Below are 18,684 nucleotides of genomic sequence, written 5' to 3' on the forward strand. Positions count from 1 at the left end.
AACAGAATAAAACTGAAAGAAAGAAATTATGCTAGCAACTGACACAGCCCTGGTGCTCTTTAGCGGGGGGCAAGACTCTACCACCTGCCTGGCCTGGGCCTTGAAGCACTATGGCCGCGTGGAAACCATCGGCTTTGACTATGGCCAGCGCCACGCGATCGAGCTGACGGTGCGCCCTGGCTTGCTCGAACAGATGCGCCGGCAGTCGCCCGAGTGGGATAGCCGCCTCGGCCCTGATCACATGATAGACCTGTCCCTGATTTCTGCCATTTCCGATACGGCCATGACACAGAATGTCGAGATCGTCATGCAGGAAAATGGCTTGCCCAACACCTTCGTGCCGGGACGCAACTTGCTCTTCATGACGGTGGCCGCCACCGTGGCGTATCGCCGCGGCTTGACGGTGTTAGTGGGCGGCATGTGCGAGACGGATTTCTCCGGCTATCCAGATTGCCGCGACGACACGATGAAGGCGCTGCAAGTGGCCCTGAACCTGGGCATGAACACGCGTTTGAAGCTGGAAACGCCGCTGATGTGGCTGGACAAGGCGCAAAGCTGGGACCTGGCCGAAGACCTGGGCGGCTTGCCGCTGGTTGACCTGATCCGCAGCGGCACGCACACCTGCTACCTGGGCGAGCGGGGCGAACTGCATGACTGGGGCTATGGCTGCGGCACCTGCCCGGCCTGCGCACTGCGCGCCAACGGCTACCAGCAGTACGCTGCGCGCAAGGCGGGCAACTGATTTCGCCATCAGCGCCATCAGTTATTCGGGCAACGAGTTTGCTCTTGGAAAGTACAATTTCGGCCACGCAATGCGTGGTCTTTTTGACATAAAATACAGCATTGCCAGCCCGCTCTCTGTAACGTACTATCATTCTCAACGGCTACCGATGGTAGCCGTGCAGCCCGCTGCCAGCCTGCGGCCCTGAAGTGGTTTGATGCCCATTCAGTTTTCTGCCCGTCATGCATACACGCGCGTCTCCGTCGTGGTTTTCCAGGCCAGTGTCGCACTGGGTGGGGCCGCGCCTGTTTGCCGCGCTGGTGCTGGCCTTGTGCCTGGGCCTGACCTATGGCGCCTGGCGCAATGCCCACGATGCCAGCGAGCGGCAAGTGCAGGCCGATTTTGATTTTCGCGTGCGCGAACTGGTGGGCAGCATCGTCGGCCGCATGCAAAGCTATATCCAGGTGCTGCACGGGGTGCAGGGCCTGTATGCCAGCTCGCAAGACGTCACGCGCAACGAATTCCATGCCTATCTGGCGGCGCAGCAGGTCGACCGGCATTTTCCCGGCATCCACGGCATCGGCTACCTGCCGCTGCTGGCCGGCGCCGAGCGCGTGCGCCACGAGGCGCAGATGCGCGCGCAAGGCTATCCCGGCTATGCCATCGGCCCGCCCGGCCAGCGCCCTTGGCACGCACCCATTACCTATCTGGAACCGCTGAGCGATAGCAAGCTGCTGGCGTTGGGCTTTGATCTCTGGTCTGAACCGCTGCGCCGCGCGGCGCTGGAGCAGGCGCGCGATACGGGACAGGCCGCCATGACGGGCAAGATCGGCCTGCTGCAGGACGGTGGCAGCGGCGATGCCCATGGCTTCCTGGTCGTGCTGCCCGTGTATGAGAATGGCTTGCCGCGTGCCAGCGTGGAACAGCGCCGCGCCGCGCTGCGTGGCTGGGTCTTTGCGCCATTTCGCATGGGCGGCCTGATGGCCGGCGTGGGCGGCGAGGCGTCGCGCCAGCTGGACCTGGAAATCTATGCTGGCGCGCAGCTGGCCGAGACGGCCCTGATGTATGCCAGCGTGCCTGGCGCCCTTTCGGCGGGGGCGCCAGGCACGCTGGCATCGCAGCAAACGATCAGCATCGCCGGCCATGCCTGGACCTTGCGCGTGCGCGCCATGCCGGGCTTCGATGGCGAGACGCTGGCGCGGCCGCTGGCGCTGGCCTGGGCGGGCATGCTGGTCAGCCTGGCGCTGGCCTTGGCGGCATGGCTGCTGGCCGCCAGCGCCGCCCGCGCACAGGCGGCGCTGGCGCGCGCCAACGAACTGGCCGGCCAGATCGAGCAGGGGCAGGCGAGCGTGCTGGCGATGGCCGAGGCAGCGCAGCGCAGCCATGCCATGCTGCGCAGCATCCTCGATGCGACCCTCGATGGCATTCTGGTCGACAACATTGATGGCCGCATCTTTACTTCGAACCGGCGTTTTCGCGACCTGTGGCGGGTGCCCGATGTGCTCGACTGGCAAGCCGACGGCGCGGCGCTGGTGCGCCATGTGGAAAGCCAGCTGGAGCAGGCGGCGCCTTTCCTGGCGGCACGCGCGCGCGCCCCGCACGGCCACCGCGAACGGCGCGACGTGCTGCTCTTGCGCGATGGCCGGGTGATCGAGCAGTATGTGCGCAGCATGCAAATGGGCAATGAACAGGCGCGGCTGTGGACCTTCCGCGATATCAGCGAGCGCAGCCAGATGGAGCGGCGCGAACACACGCGGCGCCAGGTGCTGGAAATGCTGGCCACGGGTGCGCCGCTGGAGCGGGTGCTGGAAAGCGTGGTGCTGAGCGTGCAAGCCGATCATCCCGCCATGCTGTGTAGCATCTTGCTGCTCGACGAGCAGCGCCACCGCCTGGTGCTGGCCGCGGCGCCGGGCTTGCCCGCGTTTTTCAACCTGTCCAGCCATGGGCATGACCTCGATATCTTGCAAGGCGTGCATGGCATCGCCGCGCAAGCCCTGCGCGGCGGCCAGCGCGTGATCGTGGCCGACCTGCATGCCGATGCCCATGCCGATGTGCAAGCGATGATGGCGCCAGCGCAGCGGGCCGGGCTGCAATCATGCTGGGCCGAACCCGTGCGTGGCGGCTCGGGCAAGCTGCTCGGCGTGCTGATGGCGTATCACCGCCAGCCCGCGCTGCCCAGTGCGGCGCACCTGGCGCGCCTGAGCGAGGCGGTGCAGCTGGCCGGCATGGCCATCGAGCAGGCGCAGGTGGCGCTGGCGCTGCGCGCCGGCGAAGCGCGCTTCCGCAGCCTGTATGACCATGCGCCGGTGGCCCTGTGGGAACAGGACTGGTCGGCCGTGCGCGCCGCCCTCGCTGCCCTGGCGCAAGCGGGCGTGGGCGACCTGGCCGCCTGGCTGCAGGGCCATCCCGAGGAATTGCAAAAGCTGGCGCGGCTGGTGCGCATCATCGACATGAATGGCGCCGCGCTGGCGCAGGTGCGCGCCAACGAGGATGACCTGCGCCGTGGCGCCTTGAGCCTGTTGCAGAACTTCGACGACAGCGCCTTGCCCTGCTTTGGCGACGCCTTGCTGGCGCTGGCCGGCGGCGCCCACCTGTACGAATGCGAGAGCAGCTTCGTGCGCCTCGATGGTGCGGCGCGGCAGAATGAACTGAGCCTGCTGGTGATGCCCGGCCATGCCGACAGCCTGGACTTCATCATGGTCTCATCGCTCGATATCACCGAGCGCAAGCGCATGAATGCGGAACTGTTGCAACTGGCCACCACCGATTTCCTGACGGGTTTGCCGAACCGGCGCCAGTTCATGGCAGCGCTGGAAAATGAACATGCCCGGCTGCAACGCGAACTGGCCAGCTGCGCCAGCGTGCTGATGCTCGATATCGATCACTTCAAGGGCGTCAATGATGAGCATGGCCACGCCGTGGGCGATAGCGTGCTGCGCCACCTGGGTACGCTGATGTGCCAGGCGCTGCGCAAGGTCGACGTGCCGGGCCGCGTGGGCGGCGAGGAATTCGCCATCTTGCTGCCGGGCACTGATATGGCTGCTGCCGCCGTGTTTGCCGAGCGTCTGCGCCGCCGCGTGGCGGACAGTGCGCTGACCACCGATGGCGGCATTGTGATCAGCATCACGGTCAGCATCGGCATGGCTGCCATGGCCGGCACCGATGCCCATTGCGACGCCGTGCTGGCGCGCGCCGACGAAGCCCTGTACCGCGCCAAGCGGGGCGGGCGCAACCGCATCGAACAAAATGATGGCGGCGGCGACGGCCTGCTCAGCAAGTTCATGGCGCAGTGATTACAGGCTTTGCTGGTGCGTCTGCGTCCGCGCCTGCTTGCGGTTGCGGCTGACCAGCCACCAGACGATGGCGGCGGGGATCAGCAGCGGCAGCAGCACGGGCGTGCTGAGCGCCAGTGCCAGCAGCACGCAGAAGGCCACGACGGCGACCACCACCATGCCCACGCCAGCTAAGACCACGCCCGTGACGACGGCGGCAAAGACCAGTGCGATGGCGCCGATCAGCAAGCCGCCACCGGCAAATACCAGGCCGAACAGCCACTCCAGCGGACCGTCGATGTCGTCGCCGTTGAAATGCATGTGCATGTCTGTGGCGCCGATCTTGTCGAGGAACAGGCAGGCGAGCATGACGATGAGGATGAAGGTGAGCAATTTTTTCATGGTAGGCCTCTGTGGATGGGTGACTCGATGTTGCATGGTCACACTGTAGTGGGGCATCGGGGCCGTCGCCAGCGGCGTGCGACAGGCGGTCATTTTGATGGTATGGAAGGTCGTGGTTGAGAGAAACGCTGATCTGGAACAAGGTTTCTTTTCTTGTAATGCGCGCAAGCCGTCCTATACTGAATACCTCAGTCTCGCAAGGAGGGCAACATGCTTTTGTTTGCAGATACCGGGGATCAATCGTTATCCCCCCCTGACCATCGCATCATGCGCCAGCGTAGCGCCCAGCAGTCTTGTGCCGAGCCCGTCGGCGCGCCATCGGCGATACCGCCGATCATCATCAATCCCTTTCATTACCATGCGCCGCTGCCAGCCATCGACCCGCGCTGGGTACCGCCCGGTCCACCGTTGACTTGGCCCAACCGGCCCGCCATGTCCATGTGCTGATGGGCGGTGGCTGGCGCCACTGGCCGCGTCGCCGGCCAGTGGCGCCAGTTGTGTGCCTGACAGCGTGATCGCTGTGTGGTTGGAATAGGTTTATGTCATGCTGTTGTAGTCGTCTGGCGAACCCATGTAGAAGCCGAAATAGCGCAAGCCGCCACTGAAGCTGGCAATGCCCGGGGTGTCTGTCGCTGGCATAAAGCTACTAATTTACTACCTTGCCTTATTATCCAGATCGACTAAGGCGGGGTGCGCTTTACCTTGCGGCAAGACGGCACGGGTGGACGTTTTCGACTATCATGCTAGCCCCGACCTTCCACCACGAGCACCGCCATGAGTACCGATTTCTCCGCCTTTTCCGACGAACCAGACGAGCAAGACAGCGACGCCCCGATCCAGGAGCCGCGCCTGTGGGTGGGCAATGGCTGGACGGCGCGCGTGATGAAGAATGAGGAAGATGAAGGCTGGGCTGTGGCCATGATCAAGGATGGCGAACCGGAGCCGGCGCTGGTGGGGCCGTGGACCATGGGCCGCGACAAGAAAAACCCCAAGCCGCTCGACGTCAACGCTTTCAATACGCTGGTGAAAACGGCGTCGGAAGTGTTGCGCCGCCACGAGCAGCAACTGCATGCGCAATTGCACAAGAATTTGTTCGTCGCCACCGACGACGGCCAGGTCAAGGTGATGTTCGACATCGTGCCCGATGAAGACCACCCGTATGCCGAACTGAGCGCTTACGATGCGGACGGCGAACAGATTGCCAAGGTGCGTACCTCGGCCGCCTTCAAATTCAATGCCACCGCAGCGGCGAACTGGATCGCAGGCGGCTACCGCAAGCCAGGCTGAGTTGGCCTGCGGCAGTTTTCTCTATTTGCTCAACGCGTTTGCCGGGCCTGCGGTCGCGGCGGGCGTTACTGCCTCATCTTCCTTGCGGTACGCCAGCCGGTACAGGAGCGGCAGCACCAGCAGGGTCAAGGCCGTCGACGACAAGATGCCGCCTATCACCACGGTGGCCAGCGGGCGCTGCACTTCGGCGCCCGTGCCCGTGGCAATGGCCATCGGCACGAAGCCCAGCGAGGCTACCAGCGCTGTCATCAACACGGGCCGCAAGCGCGTCAGCGCGCCCACCCGTATCGCCTCCTGCAAGGGCATGCCCTGTTCGCGCAGCTGGCCGATGTAGGCGATCATCACCAGGCCGTTCAGCACGGCCACGCCGGACAGGGCGATGAAGCCCACCGCCGCCGAGATCGACATGGGAATGTCGCGCAGCCACAGGGCAATGATGCCGCCGGTCAAGGCGAACGGGATGCCGCTGAACACCAGCAAGCCATCCTTCACATTGCCGAACATGGCAAACAGCAAGACGAACACCAAGGCCAGGGCCACCGGCACCACCAGTTCCAACCGTTTCGTGGCCGACTGCAGCTGCTCGAACTGGCCGCCCCAGCTGGTCCAGTAGCCGGCCGGGATGGCTACCTGCGCCTGCAACTGCTGCGTGGCTTCGGCTACAAACGAGCCGATATCGCGCCCGCGCACATTCGCGCTGACGACGATGCGGCGCTTGCCGTCTTCGCGGCTGATCTGGTTCGGCCCCGGCGCCACCTGCAGGCTGGCCACTTCACCGAGCGGAATGAAGCGCGCGCGTCCTTCCGTGCCCGCACCCTGGGGCAGGGCGATGGGCAGGCGTTTCAATTGCTCCAGGTCGCTGCGCAGGCTGTCGGGCAGGCGCACGACGATGTCGAAACGGCGGTCGCCCTGGAACAGGGTGCCCGCCGCCTGGCCGCCGATGGCCGTGGCGATGGTCGATTGCACGTCGGCAATATTGAGGCCATAGCGGGCCGTCTGCTCGCGGTCGATCTGCACCGTCAGCATGGGCAGGCCCGTCGTCTGCTCGACTTTCACTTCCGTGGCGCCCGGGATCTTGCCCAGCACGCCAGCGATCTTCGCCGCCGTGCCGTCGAGCACGGCCATATCGTCGCCGAACAGTTTCACGGCCACATCGCTGCGCACGCCGGAAATGAGTTCATTGAAGCGCAGCTGGATGGGCTGTGAAAACTCGTAGTTGTTGCCAGGCAAGCTGGTGGCCGTCGCCTCGATTTCCGCCAGCAATTGCTGGCGCGATTTCTTTGGTTCTGGCCACTGCGCGCGCGGCTTGAGCATGATGTAGCCATCGGAAATATTCGGCGGCATGGGGTCGGAAGCGATCTCGGCCGTGCCCGTGCGGGCAAACACGCGTTCGATTTCCTTGTGGTTTTCCATCAGGCGTTTTTCCAGCTGCTGCTGCATGGCCAGCGATTGCGTCAGGCTGGTGCCGGGGATGCGCAGGGCCTGGATGGCGATATCGCCTTCGTTCAGGCTGGGCACGAACTCGCTGCCCATGCGCATGGCGAGCAGGCCCGACAGCACTACGGCCACCGCCGCAAACGCCAGCACGACGGGCGTGTTGCGCATCACCTTGTCCAGCATTGGTGCATACCAGCGCTTGGCGGCGCGCATGATGGCGTTTTCCTTTTCAGCCACCTTGTCGCCGATAAACAGCGCCACGGCGGCGGGGATGAAGGTGATCGATAGCAGCATGGCGCCCAAGAGGGCGATCACCACCGTCAGGGCCATCGGCGTAAACATGCGTCCTTCCACGCCCGTCAGCGCAAAGATGGGCAGGTACACCACCATGATGATCAGCTGGCCATACAGCAAGGGGCGGCGCGCCTCTTGCGATGCCGCAAACACTTCGTGAAAGCGCTCCTGCAAGCTCAAGGGACGCCCCAGTTTCTGTTGCGCATGGGCCAGGCGGCGCACGCAGTTTTCCACGATTACCACGGCGCCATCGATGATGATGCCGAAGTCCAGCGCCCCCAGGCTCATCAGGTTGGCGCTGACTTTGTACTGCAGCATGCCCGTAAAGGTAAACAGCATGGCCAGCGGAATCACCATGGCCGTGATGACGGCCGCGCGGATATTGCCCAGGAACAGGAACAGGATGGCGATCACCAGCACGGCGCCTTCCAGCAGGTTTTTCTTGACGGTATTGATCGCCTTGTCGACCAGAACCGTGCGGTCATACACGGTGACGGCGTGCACGCCCTTGGGCAGGCTGCGGTTGATTTCCAGCATCTTTTTATCGACCGCCTGCGACACGGCGCGGCTGTTTTGCCCGATCAGCATGAAGACCGTGCCCAGCACCACTTCACGGCCGTTTTCGGTGGCCGCGCCCGTGCGCAGTTCACGCCCGATCAGCACGTCTGCCACGTCGCGGATGCGGATCGCCACGCCCTGCACATTGGCCACGACGATGTTGCCGATATCGTCTTTCGATGCCACCTGGCCCGGCGCGCGTATCAGCAATTGCTCGCCCTGCTTTTCGATATAGCCGGCACCCACGTTGCCATTGTTGCGCTCCAGCGCCGTCACCACGTCTTGCAGGCTGATGCCATAGGCGGCCAGTTTTTCCGGAGTGGGCGCCACCTGGTACTGTTTGGCGTAGCCGCCAATGGCATTGATTTCCGTCACGCCCATGACATTGCGCAACTGCGGCTTGATGATCCAGTCCTGGATTTCGCGCAAGTCCGTCGGCGTGTACGGCGTGCCGTCCGCCTTTTTCGCGCCGGCTTCGGTTTCCACCGTCCACAGATAGATTTCGCCGAGGCCCGTGGAGACGGGCCCCATCTTCGGCGTGATGCCTGCTGGCAAGCTCTCCTTGGCTTCCTGCAGGCGCTCGTTGATCATCTGGCGGGCAAAATAAATGTCCGTGCCATCCTTGAAGATCACCGTCACCTGCGACAGGCCATAGCGCGACAGCGAGCGCGTCTGCTCCAGGTTGGGCAAGCCGGCCATGGCCGTCTCGATGGGGAAGGTGACTCGCTGTTCGGTTTCCAGCGGCGAATAGCCGGCGGACTGGGTATTGATTTGCACCTGCACGTTGGTGATGTCGGGCACGGCGTCAATGGGTAGCTTTTGATAGCTGGTGATGCCCAGGCCAGCCATGGCGGCCACGGCCAGCATCACCAGATGGCGCTGGTCGATGGCGAAGCGGATCAAGCGTTCAAACATGATGGTTTCCTTTGTTTTAACGTGATCAGTGTTCGTGGCCGGCAGCATCTTTGCCCAGCTCGGACTTCAGCACGAAGCTGCCTTGCGCCGCGTACGGTGTGCCGGCGGCCAGGCCTTGCTTGATCTGCGTCAACTTGCCGTCGCTGCGGCCCAGCACCACGGGAGTGGCCTGGTAGCCGTGCTTCACTTGCACGAAGACGACGGGCTTGTCTTCCACCGTCTGGATCGCTTGCGTCTGCACCGTGACGGGCGCATCGACTTCGCCGGAGACCACTTCCACACTGACGAACAGGCCCGGGCGCCAAGCCATGTCAGGGTTGGCCAGGCTGATGCGCGCCTTGGCCGTGCGCGTCTGCTCGCCCAGCAGCGCGCCCACATAGGTGATCGCGCCCTTCGCGCTGGCGTCAAACGCACTGGCTTTCACCTCCGCCTTGCCGCCTACGCGCACGGTGGCCAGGTCTTTTGCCGGCACGGCGATTTCCGCCCACACCGTCGACAGGTCGGAAATGACGAAGATATTCGCGTCTTCCTTGACCGCTTCGCCCAGCGCAATATGCTTTTCCAGCACCATGCCATCGAACGGCGCGCGGATTTCATAGCGGTTCAGCGGCCCCTTGCCTGTGCCGGTCGCACCCAGTGCGCTGAGCTTTTGCTGCGCGTTCTGCACGGCGATTTCCGCTTCGCGCCACGCTTGCTGGGCTTGCAGATAATCTTGCTCGGCTGAAATTTTCTCGCGCCACAGCTTTTCTTCCCGTTCATACGTGGAGCGGGCCAGCGCCAAACGCCGCTGCGCCGACAGCAATTCGCTGCGCTGTTCGGATAACTCCGTGCTGGCGATGACAGCCAGCACTTGCCCCTTCTTGACCAGTTGGCCCAGATCGGCCTGCACGGCTTCCACCACGCCGGACAGGCGCGGCACGACGTGCGCCGTGCGGTCTTCGTTAAAGCGGATTTCCCCGGGCAGGGCAACGGTGGTCTTGATGCGGCCAGGCGCAGCCGTGGCGATGACGACGCCGGCTGCGTGGTTTTGCGCGGCACTCAGTTCGAGCCGGCCTTCCACTTTTTCGGGGCCATGCTCTTCCACCTTGGGGGCGGCCGCTGGCGGGGTGCTGGACTTGCCGCTACCAAGGATGAGCACTGCCAGCACGATACCGGCGGCAGCGATGGCGGCGATGGCGATCGCCTGTTTCTTGTCGAGTTTGATATTCATCTAGGGTAGTCCTTACAGGGAAGCTGGTGTGCCCAGCAGGCGCTCGATTTCGGCGGCGGCCTGGTGCGCTTCGGTGAGGGTGCGCAGGTACTGGTTTTTGGCTTGCAGCAAGGTGCGCTGGGCGTCGAGCACGTCGAGGAAGGCGAACTTGCCAAATTCAAAGCCCTTGCTGGCCGCGTCGTAGGCGCTTTGCGCGCCGGGCAAGATGTCGCGGCGCAAGCTTTCCACGTCCAGCCTGGCCGTGGCCAGGCGTTCGCTGGCGGCGGCCACGGCCGTTTCCACGGCGATGCGGGCGGCGGCCAGCTCATCGCTGGCCTTGTCGCTGCGGCGCAGGGCGTCGAGCTTGTTGCCGGCATTGCGGTCGAACAGCGGTAGCGGCAGGGATAGGCCGATGATGGCCTGGTTGCGGCCCAGTTCTTCCGAACGCTTCATGCCGACGCTCACCGTCACGTCGGGCGTGGCGCGCCGCTGTTCCACGTCGAGCATGGCTTGCCGCTGCGCCAGCGCACTGTGCGCCTGGCGCACGGCGGGCGCTTGCAGCAAGCGCGCCGCCAGTTCGCTGCCGGGGGGCAGTTCTGGCAAGGTTTCCAGCCGGCCATCTGCGATGGTAAAACGGGGCGTGGCATTGCCCCACAGCGCAGCCAGGCGCTTGCGGGCGCTGGCCAGGGCGCTGCGCGCCAGGTTCAGTTCCAGCCTGACGCTGGCCTCGGCGACGCGGGCACGCGTTTCCTCGACGGGCGAGGCCTTGCCGGCCGTGACGCGGCGTGCCGTGATGTCGCTGGCGCGCGCGGCCAGGATTTGCGCGCTGTCGGCCAGGCGCAAGCCTTCCTGCGCCGCCAGCACCTCGATAAAGGCGCTGGTGATGGAGGCGCGCGTGTCGGCTTGCTGCAGGGCCAGGCTCGCTTGCGCCAGGTCCTCGCCGCGCTGGGCGACGGCCGTGCGCGCACCCCGCTTGCCGCCCAGTTCGATCAACTGGTTGAGCTGCACGGTGGTGCTGCGCGTGGCGCGGCGCGTGTCTTCCAGCAGCGTTTGCAGTTCCGGATTCGGCAGCGCGCGCGCCTGCTGCAGGGCGCCGCCCTGGGCCGCCAGCTCATGGCGGGCGGCCGACAGGGTGGCGTTGCCGCCTTCGGCGAGCAGCAGCGCGGCGGCCAAGGTCAGGGGAGCGGCAGGCTCCACAGGCGCTTGCGCATGGGAAAGATTGCCAGCCAGCAGGCCGGCAGACAGCAGTAAGACATAAAAAGATCGGTACATCGAATTCTCCAGGACATGGAAAAAGAATTCGACGGGACGCGCAGGCCTGCGCCCGGTTCTATCCAGGCGCGTTGCGCTAAGTAAACAAGGGGACGTCCCGTCGGCCTAGGCGGCCGAGGACCAGTCAGGACGCTTGGGCACGTCCGGGATGTGGGAAGCGTAAAAGAAGGGCGAGGTGTCGGCGTTCACGCAAGCCGTGTCGCCGGCGGGCAGGCTGGAGCCGGCAGGCAGCCACGCATGGCCGATGCCATGGCAGACGTTGCAGTCGCTGTGCGGCTGGCCTTTGGATTGTTTTTCAGTGTCGGCAACTGGTTTTTTCTCCGCATCCGCCTTGTGCTGGTGGTTGTGGTGGCCCAGGTGCTGCGCCGCCTTGCCTTCTTCGTGCAGGCAATACGCGCTCGCCGCTGCCCAGGACATCTGGAGCGGAAGCACGAACAGCAGCAGGAACAGGAAGAATCGTCGCATGGTGACGGTTATTGTACAGAAAGGCGGGCGAGCGCGCCCTGGCACGCCTTAGCGCGGCTGGGCGCGCCAGGCTTTCAGCTGGGCGGCGATGGCCTTGCCCTGGAATAGTTGTGGCTCGGAATGTTCTTCCTCGTCCATGCCGCCTTCGCGGAAGTCGGCCGCTTCACGCGCCTGTACCAGCACCCTGGCTTGCTCGAACGCCTCGGCAAAGCCGGCGCTTTGCGGCAGCGCTTGCTTGAAATACGCTTCGCTGAAGTAGGTGAAATCATTCTGGTCGTCGCAGCCGAACGAGGTGCGGTCGCTGCGCGCGGCCGTGATGATGAGGGTGTTGTCATCCTTCAAGGGCGCGATGAAGCCGCCCGCATAGCAGGCCGAGACGACGATGACTTTCCAGCGGATGCCGCTGTGCTTGAGCATGATTGCCAGTTCTTGCGCGGGCAGGCTGTGCAAGTCCATGCCGTTTTGCGCCAGCGCCAGTGCGTGCTCGGGCGAGCCATGGCTGGTGAGGAAGAGGAACAGGATGTCATTGCTCTTGTCCATCTTCGCGCCAAAGGATTCCAGGCTGGCGCGGATGCTGGTGCGCGTGGCCATCGGCTGCTGCGCCACCGTGTTGCGGCTATTGACGAGCATCAGGGAGCGGCCCACGGTGTCGTAATCGCGGTCGAACTGGCGCTGCACGAACGCCGTTTCGCGGTGAAATACTTCCTGCGCGCCATCGCCGGCCACGCCCAGCAGGTACAGATTGATCTTTTTCGCCGGATCGCGCGGTGCGATGCGCGCCAAGGCCCCGTCGAGCAGGGTGCGCTGGTTGTACAGGGCCAGTTCGAGGTTGTCGCGCGTGAGCTTGTCGGCGGCCGGGTCGTCAAGCTGGCCTTCGCTCCAGTTGCCGCTGTCTTCGCGCCGGCCATCGGCCTGTGCCACGGCGTAGCGCAGCACGCCGTGGCCCTCGAACTGGCCATTCTTGAAGCTGCCCCGGTATTCATCGCCCTCGGCCGTGCGCAAGACGCCTTCGCCCTCGAACTTCCAGTCTTTCAGTTCGCCTTCGTAGACGATGCCGTCGCTGGTGGTGACTTTCGCCTTGCCCAGCACTTGTCCTTGCACAAACTGGCCTGTAAAGACGCTGCCGTCGGTATCGGTCAGCTTGCCGGCGCCGTGCGGGCGCCAGTGCTTGAAGTGTCCTTCGAAGGTGGCGCCATCGGCGCCCTGGAAGCGGCCTTCCCCCTCGAAGCTGCCCTTGATGAAGCTGCCCGCATAGCGTTCGCCCTTGGGCGAAGTGTAGCGTCCCGGGCCATCGAAGGCGCCTTGGCGGAAGGCGCCAACGTATTCCACGCCCGAGGCCTGGCGCAGCTTGCCCTGGCCGGAAAACACGCCGCGCGCAAAGCCCCCTGCATAAAACGCGCCGCTCGCGTATTCGAGGCGGCCCTGGCCCTGCATCTTGCCCTCGACCAGTGGACCAAAGTAGCGCCCGCCATCGGCCGTCTCCGCCGCCGGCGCCTTTGCCGGCGCGGCGCACAGCGGCGGCATGCCCAGCGCGGCAAACGCCAGCAGGGCGGCGAGGGTGTAGGGACGAAGGGCGGCGCGGAGCGTGGCGGTCATGAGGACGGTCTGGTCTGTAGGGAGGGCCTAGTCTGCCACTGTATCGCTAGCGTGGCAAATGCTTGCGTGGCGTGCGTTGTCCTGCCTCAAGGCAATTTTCTCCGTTTATGCCGTGCCAAGGCTGGGCTGAACTGATAATATTGATTTTCAGAACATATATACAAAAGGCAAGCGTAAATACATGGAAAGCCGTCTCAGCCGCCTGGAAGCCGTCCAAACCGTGTTGCTGGAGATCGGCCAGCGCGCCAGTACCTGCAGCGATATCAGCGTATTCCTGCAAGCCGTGCACGCGGCGCTGGGGCGCATCATGTATGCGGCCAACTTCTACGTGGCGCTGAGCGACCGCGATGACGGCCTCGTGCATTTCCCGTATTTTGTCGACGAGTTCGACGCGGCGCCCGAGGCCGGGGTGGGCGTGCGCCTGGCCAGCGCCGCGCAGTCGCCCACGGCCTGGGTCATCGTCAACCGCAAGCAACTGGTGATGACGGCCGACGACGACGCCATGCGCGCCATCGGCGGTGGCGCCTGGGGCGGCGGCACGGCGGCCGAGCACTGGATCGGCTGCCCGCTGCTGGACCCGCAGCACCAGGTGCTGGGCGCCATCGTCATCCAGAGCTATGACGCGCAGCACCGTTTCAGCCTGGAAGACCAGGCCCTGTTCGCGCTGATCGCCACGCATGTGTCGAGCGCCCTGCAAGGCATGCAAAGCATGGACCGGCTGGAAAAGGCGGTGCAGGAGCGCACGGCCCTGCTGGCGCACGAGGTGGCCGAGCGGCGCCGCGCGGAAAACCTGCAGCATGCGCTGTATGAAATCGCCAACCTGTCGGCGCAGGCGGCCGATGCGACGACCCTGTATGCGCGCCTGCACGCCATCATCAGCGAGCTGGTGACGGCCAAGAATTTCCTCATCGCCCTGTATCACCCCGACAACAAGGACATCACGATCCCGTATTTTGTCGATGAAAAAGATGCGCAGGCGCCCGTGAAACGCTTTCATTACGGCATCGGCATGAGTTCCTACGTGCTGGCGCGCCGCCAGGCGTGCTTGCTCGATGCGGACGGCTATGCTGCACTGGTGGCCAGTGGCGAGATGGATGAGCCGCTGGGCAATGTCGGCATTGCCAGCTGGATGGGCGCGCCCATGCTGCTGGGCGAGCGCAAGTATGGCGTGATCATCGTGCAAAGCTACGACACGTCCGTCGTGTATGGACAGGCTGAACTGGACGTGCTGGCCTTCATGGCCAGCCACGTGGCCGTGGCGATGGCCCGCATCCAGGCCGACAGTGCCATGCGCCGCGCCAAGGAAGCGCTGGAAGAGCAGAACGCGGCGCTGAACAGCGCGCTGCACGCGCTGAAAGAGGCGCAGTCGGAGCTGGTACGCCAGGAAAAGCTCGCTTCGCTGGGGCGCCTGGTGGCCGGCGTGGCGCATGAAATCAATACGCCGCTGGGCATTTGCGTCACCGCCACCAGCCATCTGGTGCAGGAATTGAAACTGACGCGCGAAGACCTGGCGGGCGGCCAGCTCGATGAAGATGGCTTGCAGCAATTTTTCGACATCATCGACCAGACCCTGCGCATCATGACCACCAACACGCAGCGCGCCGCGGCGCTGGTGCGCAGCTTCAAGCAGGTGGCCGTGGACCAGTCCTCGGATGACATCCGCAGCTTTAATTTGCGCAAGTATCTCGATGAAATCGTGCTCTCCCTGCAGCCCAAGCTGAAGGGCAAGCCCATCAAGGTGGAAATCGATTGCGCAGGGGAAGTGCAGCTGCGCAGCTATCCGGGCGCCATATCGCAGATCGTCACGAACATGGTGGTCAATTCACTGGTACACGGTTTTGCCGAAGGCGAGCCGGGCAAGATCAAGGTCAGCGCCAGGACGGCGGGCGAGATGCTCGAACTCGACTACAGCGACGATGGCATGGGCATGGATAGCGCCACCCTGGGCCAGCTGTTCGATCCGTTTTTCACGACGAAACGGGGCTCGGGCGGCAGCGGCTTGGGCGCCCACATCCTGTACAACCTGGTGACGGGCCCGCTGGGCGGCACGGTGAAGGTGGTCAGCGCGCCGGGCATGGGACTACACTACAAGATCCGCTTTCCCCTGAAGCCGAAGAGCCCCTAGTCAGGGAAACGTTGATTAAGCGCAAGCGCCTCATCCAGGTTGGTAATCAGCAACTCCACATACTGCGGGTCGAGGTGGCTGCCGCTCACTTCGCGCAGGTAGCTGACCACGCGCGCCAATGGCCAGGCGTCTTTGTAGCAGCGCTTGTGCATCAGCGCGTCGAAGACGTCGGCGACGGCGGCGATGCGCGCGTACTTATGGATGTTTTCGCCCACCAGTCCTTGCGGATAGCCGCTGCCATCGTATTTTTCGTGGTGTTGGTGGGCGATCACGGCGGCGGCCTTCAGCAGCGGGCGCTGCGAGCCGTCGAGGATGGACATGCCCACCGTCGGATGCTGCTTCATGATTTCCCATTCGGCCGCATCGAGCTTGCCCGGTTTGAGCAGCACGGCGTCTGGGGTGGAAATCTTGCCGATGTCGTGCATGGGCGCCGCATGGCGCAGCACCATGGTTTCTTCCTCGGACATGCCGGACGCCTGCGCCAGCAACTGGCACACTTCGGCCATGCGGCGCACGTGGTTGCCGCCTTCGTGCGAGCGCGATTCGACGACGTCGCCCAGGCGCAGGATCAATTCGGCCTGGGTGTCGGTAATTTCCTGCGTCAGCAGGATGTTGTCGAAGGCGATGGCCACGCCAGAACAAAATACCTCCAGCAATTGCGCATCGAGCTCGGAAATTTCTTCCACGCCCTTCAAGACCAGCAAGGATGCCTTGCCGCTGCTGTTGGGAAAGTAGCCGACATAGGTGTCGCCATGCAGGCGCGAGATTTTATTGCTCTTGGCATCGTCCAGCTGTGACAGCAGGGAAGGGCTGAGGATGCCGTCGTCCGTGTCGCCGATTTGCGCGAGGATTTCATAATCCTGCTCGCCCGAGATGGCGCTGGCGCCGCGCAGGCGCAGCAGCATGCTCGTTTCCAGGCGCAGCAGGGCGACGACTTGCTGCAGCAGGCCGCTGGCGAAGTCGCGCAGGTTGCGCTGCTTGAAGATATGCGCCGAGGCGGCGATGACGCGTTCCAGGCCTTCGCGGTAATGCAGCTGGGCAAGACGGGCTTCCTCCACCTTCATGATGTCGCGGTAGGCGCGCAGGGCGGCAAAGGTGGTGGTAAACAGCTTGGTGCGGTCGAGTTCGGTCTTTTCCTTGTAGTCGTTGATGTCGTAATTGACGATCACGCGCTCTTCCGGCGCCTGGCCCGGCTGGCCCGTGCGCAGCACGATGCGCGTGAACTGGTTGCCCAGGTCTTCGCGCATCCAGCGCGCCACTTCCAGGCCGCTGTCTTCGCGTTCCATCACGACGTCCAGGAAGACCAGCGCGATGCCCGATTCGCGCGCCAGCACCTGCTTGGCTTCGGCGCCGCTGTAGGCATGCACGAAGCTCAGCGCGCGGCCTTCCAGGCGGAAACGGCTGAGTGTCAGCTTGGTGATGTCATGGATGTCGGGTTCATCGTCGACGAGCAGGACTTTCCAGGGGGGTAACTTGGGCGATGCTGAAGACAAAAATGACATAAGGGCGAGTTCCGCTAAAAGGCATAACTGACGCAATGCTAAGACGCCCGCGCCAGGAATTCCCGTGCGCCGCTACTGGCGTTGCGCGTTTTTCCGGCGCATTTTATCGATTGTAGACTGATGGCCAAGTATTGACAACAAGCAAGAATGTGACATAACTCATGCAACAGGCATGTCAAAAAAATACTTTAAATTTATTTAAATTGCACTACCTATACTTTATCGCTTAGGCAACTATATGTTCAAGACAATTCTTTGTTTTAATTAATATTGCTAATGAATCGCAAAAAACTCGCCGGGCACTCGGACGCCGATGCAGGCAACAATAAGGTAACAAGATATGAATTGCGCTATGAAACGGGATGGATGGCGCTATATTAGAAAGAAGTAAAAGAAGTGGCTCCCATGCCAGCAATATTTCTGAAAGGGTACATCATGCAAAAAACAACGACGCGCGCCCTGGTCGCCGGCCTGGCCTTGCTGGCCAGCAGCGCGGCCTGGGCAGCGACCGAAGTGCATTTCACGCAGCCGGAGCAATTTACGGATGTGCCGTTTGACACGCGCGAGCGTGAAGATGTGTTGAAGGAATTGACCAGGCATGTCGAGAAACTGGGCGAATTGCTGCCGTCTGGCCAGAATTTGAAAATCGATATTACTGACGTGGATCTGGCGGGACGTGAAATTCCCAACCTGCGTCTTGGCAATGATATCCGGGTCCTGAATGGCCAGGTCGACTGGCCACGCATCCGCCTGCACTATGTGCTGGAGCAGAATGGCAAAGTCATCAGCAGCGGCGATGCGGCCCTGTCCGACATGTCTTACCTGACCCGTAGCAATCGTTATTTCAGCAATGAAAAACTGCGCTATGAAAAATTGATGATCGACGACTGGTTCAGCAATACCTTCGGCGTCAAGACGAAGCGCCAAACGCGCAAATAGGCTGGCAAGCAAGCCGCCGGCACCATCCTGGGCGTAGGATGTCTATTGCGCTACAGAAATTCTCACTTGCCGCTATAGTCAAAACAGGCGCCGCAATGACTGGTATTGCGGCAACGTCTGTGGGTGTGACTTTCTGAAAGGGATGGATATGCGTATTTCCAAGGCGACGAAAACGTGGGTGGCTGCATTCGCACTGGTGGCCAGCAGCGGCGCCTGGGCCGGAGTGCAGGTGCACTTCGACAAGCCCGATCACTATTCCGATGTCCCGTTCAGCACGCGCGACCGCGAACAGGTGCTGGCCGGGCTGGCCAATCACTTTTTGTGGCTGGGCAAGAGTCTGCGGCCAGGCCAGGAACTCAAGATAGAGATTACCGACATCGACCTGGCTGGCAACGAAGATCCGGCGCGCCGTGGCGCCTTCGATGTGCGCGTGATGAATGGCCGCGCCGACTGGCCGCGCATGCGTCTGCGTTATACGCTGGAGCAAAATGGCAAGGTCATTGCCAGCGGCAACGCGTCGCTGTCCGATATGTCTTATCTACAGCGCATCAACCGTTACTCCAGGAACGATTCCCTGCGCTATGAAAAGAAGATGATCGACGACTGGTTCAAAAATACCTTTGGCGTCCTGCCGCAGGGCCGCAGCAGCCCCGTCATCTCGCTGCAGCCGCGCGAAGTGCGGGGCAGGCATTAATCAGGGAGCAGGACAG

At 63.2% G+C, this 18,684-nt stretch carries 14 protein-coding genes; 7 read left to right on the forward strand and 7 right to left on the reverse strand.

Annotation, left to right across the window (positions count from 1 at the left end; all coding sequences use genetic code 11):
* Positions 1-28 precede the first annotated feature (28 nt).
* Entirely contained in the window at positions 29-742 is a 714-nt protein-coding gene (gene queC / locus ACQ4W6_RS01365) for a 7-cyano-7-deazaguanine synthase QueC (RefSeq protein ID WP_436565382.1), read from the forward strand.
* A gap of 221 nt (positions 743-963) precedes the next feature.
* The gene (locus ACQ4W6_RS01370) at positions 964-4,014 is read left to right on the forward strand and encodes a sensor domain-containing diguanylate cyclase (protein WP_436565383.1); all 3,051 of its coding nucleotides are present in this window, start codon (positions 964-966) and stop codon (positions 4,012-4,014) included.
* Here ACQ4W6_RS01370 and ACQ4W6_RS01375 read toward each other — a convergent pair whose 3' ends face one another.
* On the reverse strand, positions 4,015-4,395 hold the full coding sequence (locus tag ACQ4W6_RS01375; RefSeq protein WP_436565384.1) for a hypothetical protein: 381 nt from the start codon (positions 4,393-4,395) through the stop codon (positions 4,015-4,017).
* A gap of 210 nt (positions 4,396-4,605) precedes the next feature.
* Here ACQ4W6_RS01375 and ACQ4W6_RS01380 point away from each other — a divergent pair, with 210 nt between their 5' ends.
* Together ACQ4W6_RS01380 and ACQ4W6_RS01385 are read left to right on the forward strand one after the other, a co-directional pair.
* Positions 4,606-4,842, forward strand: a complete 237-nt coding sequence (locus tag ACQ4W6_RS01380; RefSeq protein ID WP_436565385.1) for a hypothetical protein — start codon at positions 4,606-4,608, stop codon at positions 4,840-4,842.
* 327 nt (positions 4,843-5,169) lie between these two features.
* Positions 5,170-5,682 (forward strand): hypothetical protein, encoded by a 513-nt coding sequence (locus ACQ4W6_RS01385; protein WP_436565386.1) that lies wholly within the window; start codon positions 5,170-5,172, stop codon positions 5,680-5,682.
* Between the two features lie 21 nt (positions 5,683-5,703).
* On the opposite strand, the gene ACQ4W6_RS01390 is transcribed toward ACQ4W6_RS01385, so the two are convergent.
* From ACQ4W6_RS01390 to ACQ4W6_RS01410, 5 genes are all read right to left on the reverse strand, one after another.
* A complete protein-coding gene (locus ACQ4W6_RS01390) occupies positions 5,704-8,886 on the reverse strand; it encodes an efflux RND transporter permease subunit (protein ID WP_436565387.1) in 3,183 nt (1,060 codons plus the stop codon).
* 25 nt (positions 8,887-8,911) lie between these two features.
* Positions 8,912-10,096: an efflux RND transporter periplasmic adaptor subunit gene (locus tag ACQ4W6_RS01395; protein WP_436565388.1), complete on the reverse strand. Its 1,185-nt coding sequence runs from the start codon at positions 10,094-10,096 to the stop codon at positions 8,912-8,914.
* A 12-nt stretch (positions 10,097-10,108) separates the two neighbouring features.
* Entirely contained in the window at positions 10,109-11,347 is a 1,239-nt protein-coding gene (locus ACQ4W6_RS01400) for a TolC family protein (RefSeq protein WP_436565389.1), read from the reverse strand.
* A gap of 105 nt (positions 11,348-11,452) precedes the next feature.
* Positions 11,453-11,812: a cation efflux protein, CzcI family gene (gene czcI, locus ACQ4W6_RS01405; protein ID WP_436565390.1), complete on the reverse strand. Its 360-nt coding sequence runs from the start codon at positions 11,810-11,812 to the stop codon at positions 11,453-11,455.
* Between the two features lie 48 nt (positions 11,813-11,860).
* Positions 11,861-13,408: a C13 family peptidase gene (locus ACQ4W6_RS01410; protein WP_436565391.1), complete on the reverse strand. Its 1,548-nt coding sequence runs from the start codon at positions 13,406-13,408 to the stop codon at positions 11,861-11,863.
* Positions 13,409-13,589: 181 nt separating this feature from the next.
* On the opposite strand from ACQ4W6_RS01410, the gene ACQ4W6_RS01415 reads away from it, so the two are divergent.
* A complete protein-coding gene (locus ACQ4W6_RS01415) occupies positions 13,590-15,533 on the forward strand; it encodes a GAF domain-containing sensor histidine kinase (RefSeq protein ID WP_436565392.1) in 1,944 nt (647 codons plus the stop codon).
* Here the strand turns inward: ACQ4W6_RS01415 and ACQ4W6_RS01420 are convergent.
* Positions 15,530-17,035 (reverse strand): DUF3369 domain-containing protein, encoded by a 1,506-nt coding sequence (locus ACQ4W6_RS01420; RefSeq protein ID WP_436565393.1) that lies wholly within the window; start codon positions 17,033-17,035, stop codon positions 15,530-15,532. The genes ACQ4W6_RS01415 and ACQ4W6_RS01420 overlap by 4 nt on opposite strands.
* Positions 17,036-17,470: 435 nt before the next feature.
* Between ACQ4W6_RS01420 and ACQ4W6_RS01425 the strand changes: the two genes are divergently transcribed.
* A complete protein-coding gene (locus tag ACQ4W6_RS01425; protein WP_436565394.1) occupies positions 17,471-17,974 on the forward strand; it encodes a DUF3016 domain-containing protein in 504 nt (167 codons plus the stop codon).
* Between the two features lie 148 nt (positions 17,975-18,122).
* Complete coding sequence (locus ACQ4W6_RS01430; RefSeq protein WP_436565395.1) at positions 18,123-18,668, forward strand: DUF3016 domain-containing protein; 546 nt, start codon at positions 18,123-18,125, stop codon at positions 18,666-18,668.
* The last annotated feature ends 16 nt before the right edge of the window (positions 18,669-18,684 follow it).

It is taken from the genome of Janthinobacterium woesei (assembly GCF_051380875.1).
Taxonomy (GTDB): Bacteria; Pseudomonadota; Gammaproteobacteria; order Burkholderiales; family Burkholderiaceae_D; genus Janthinobacterium.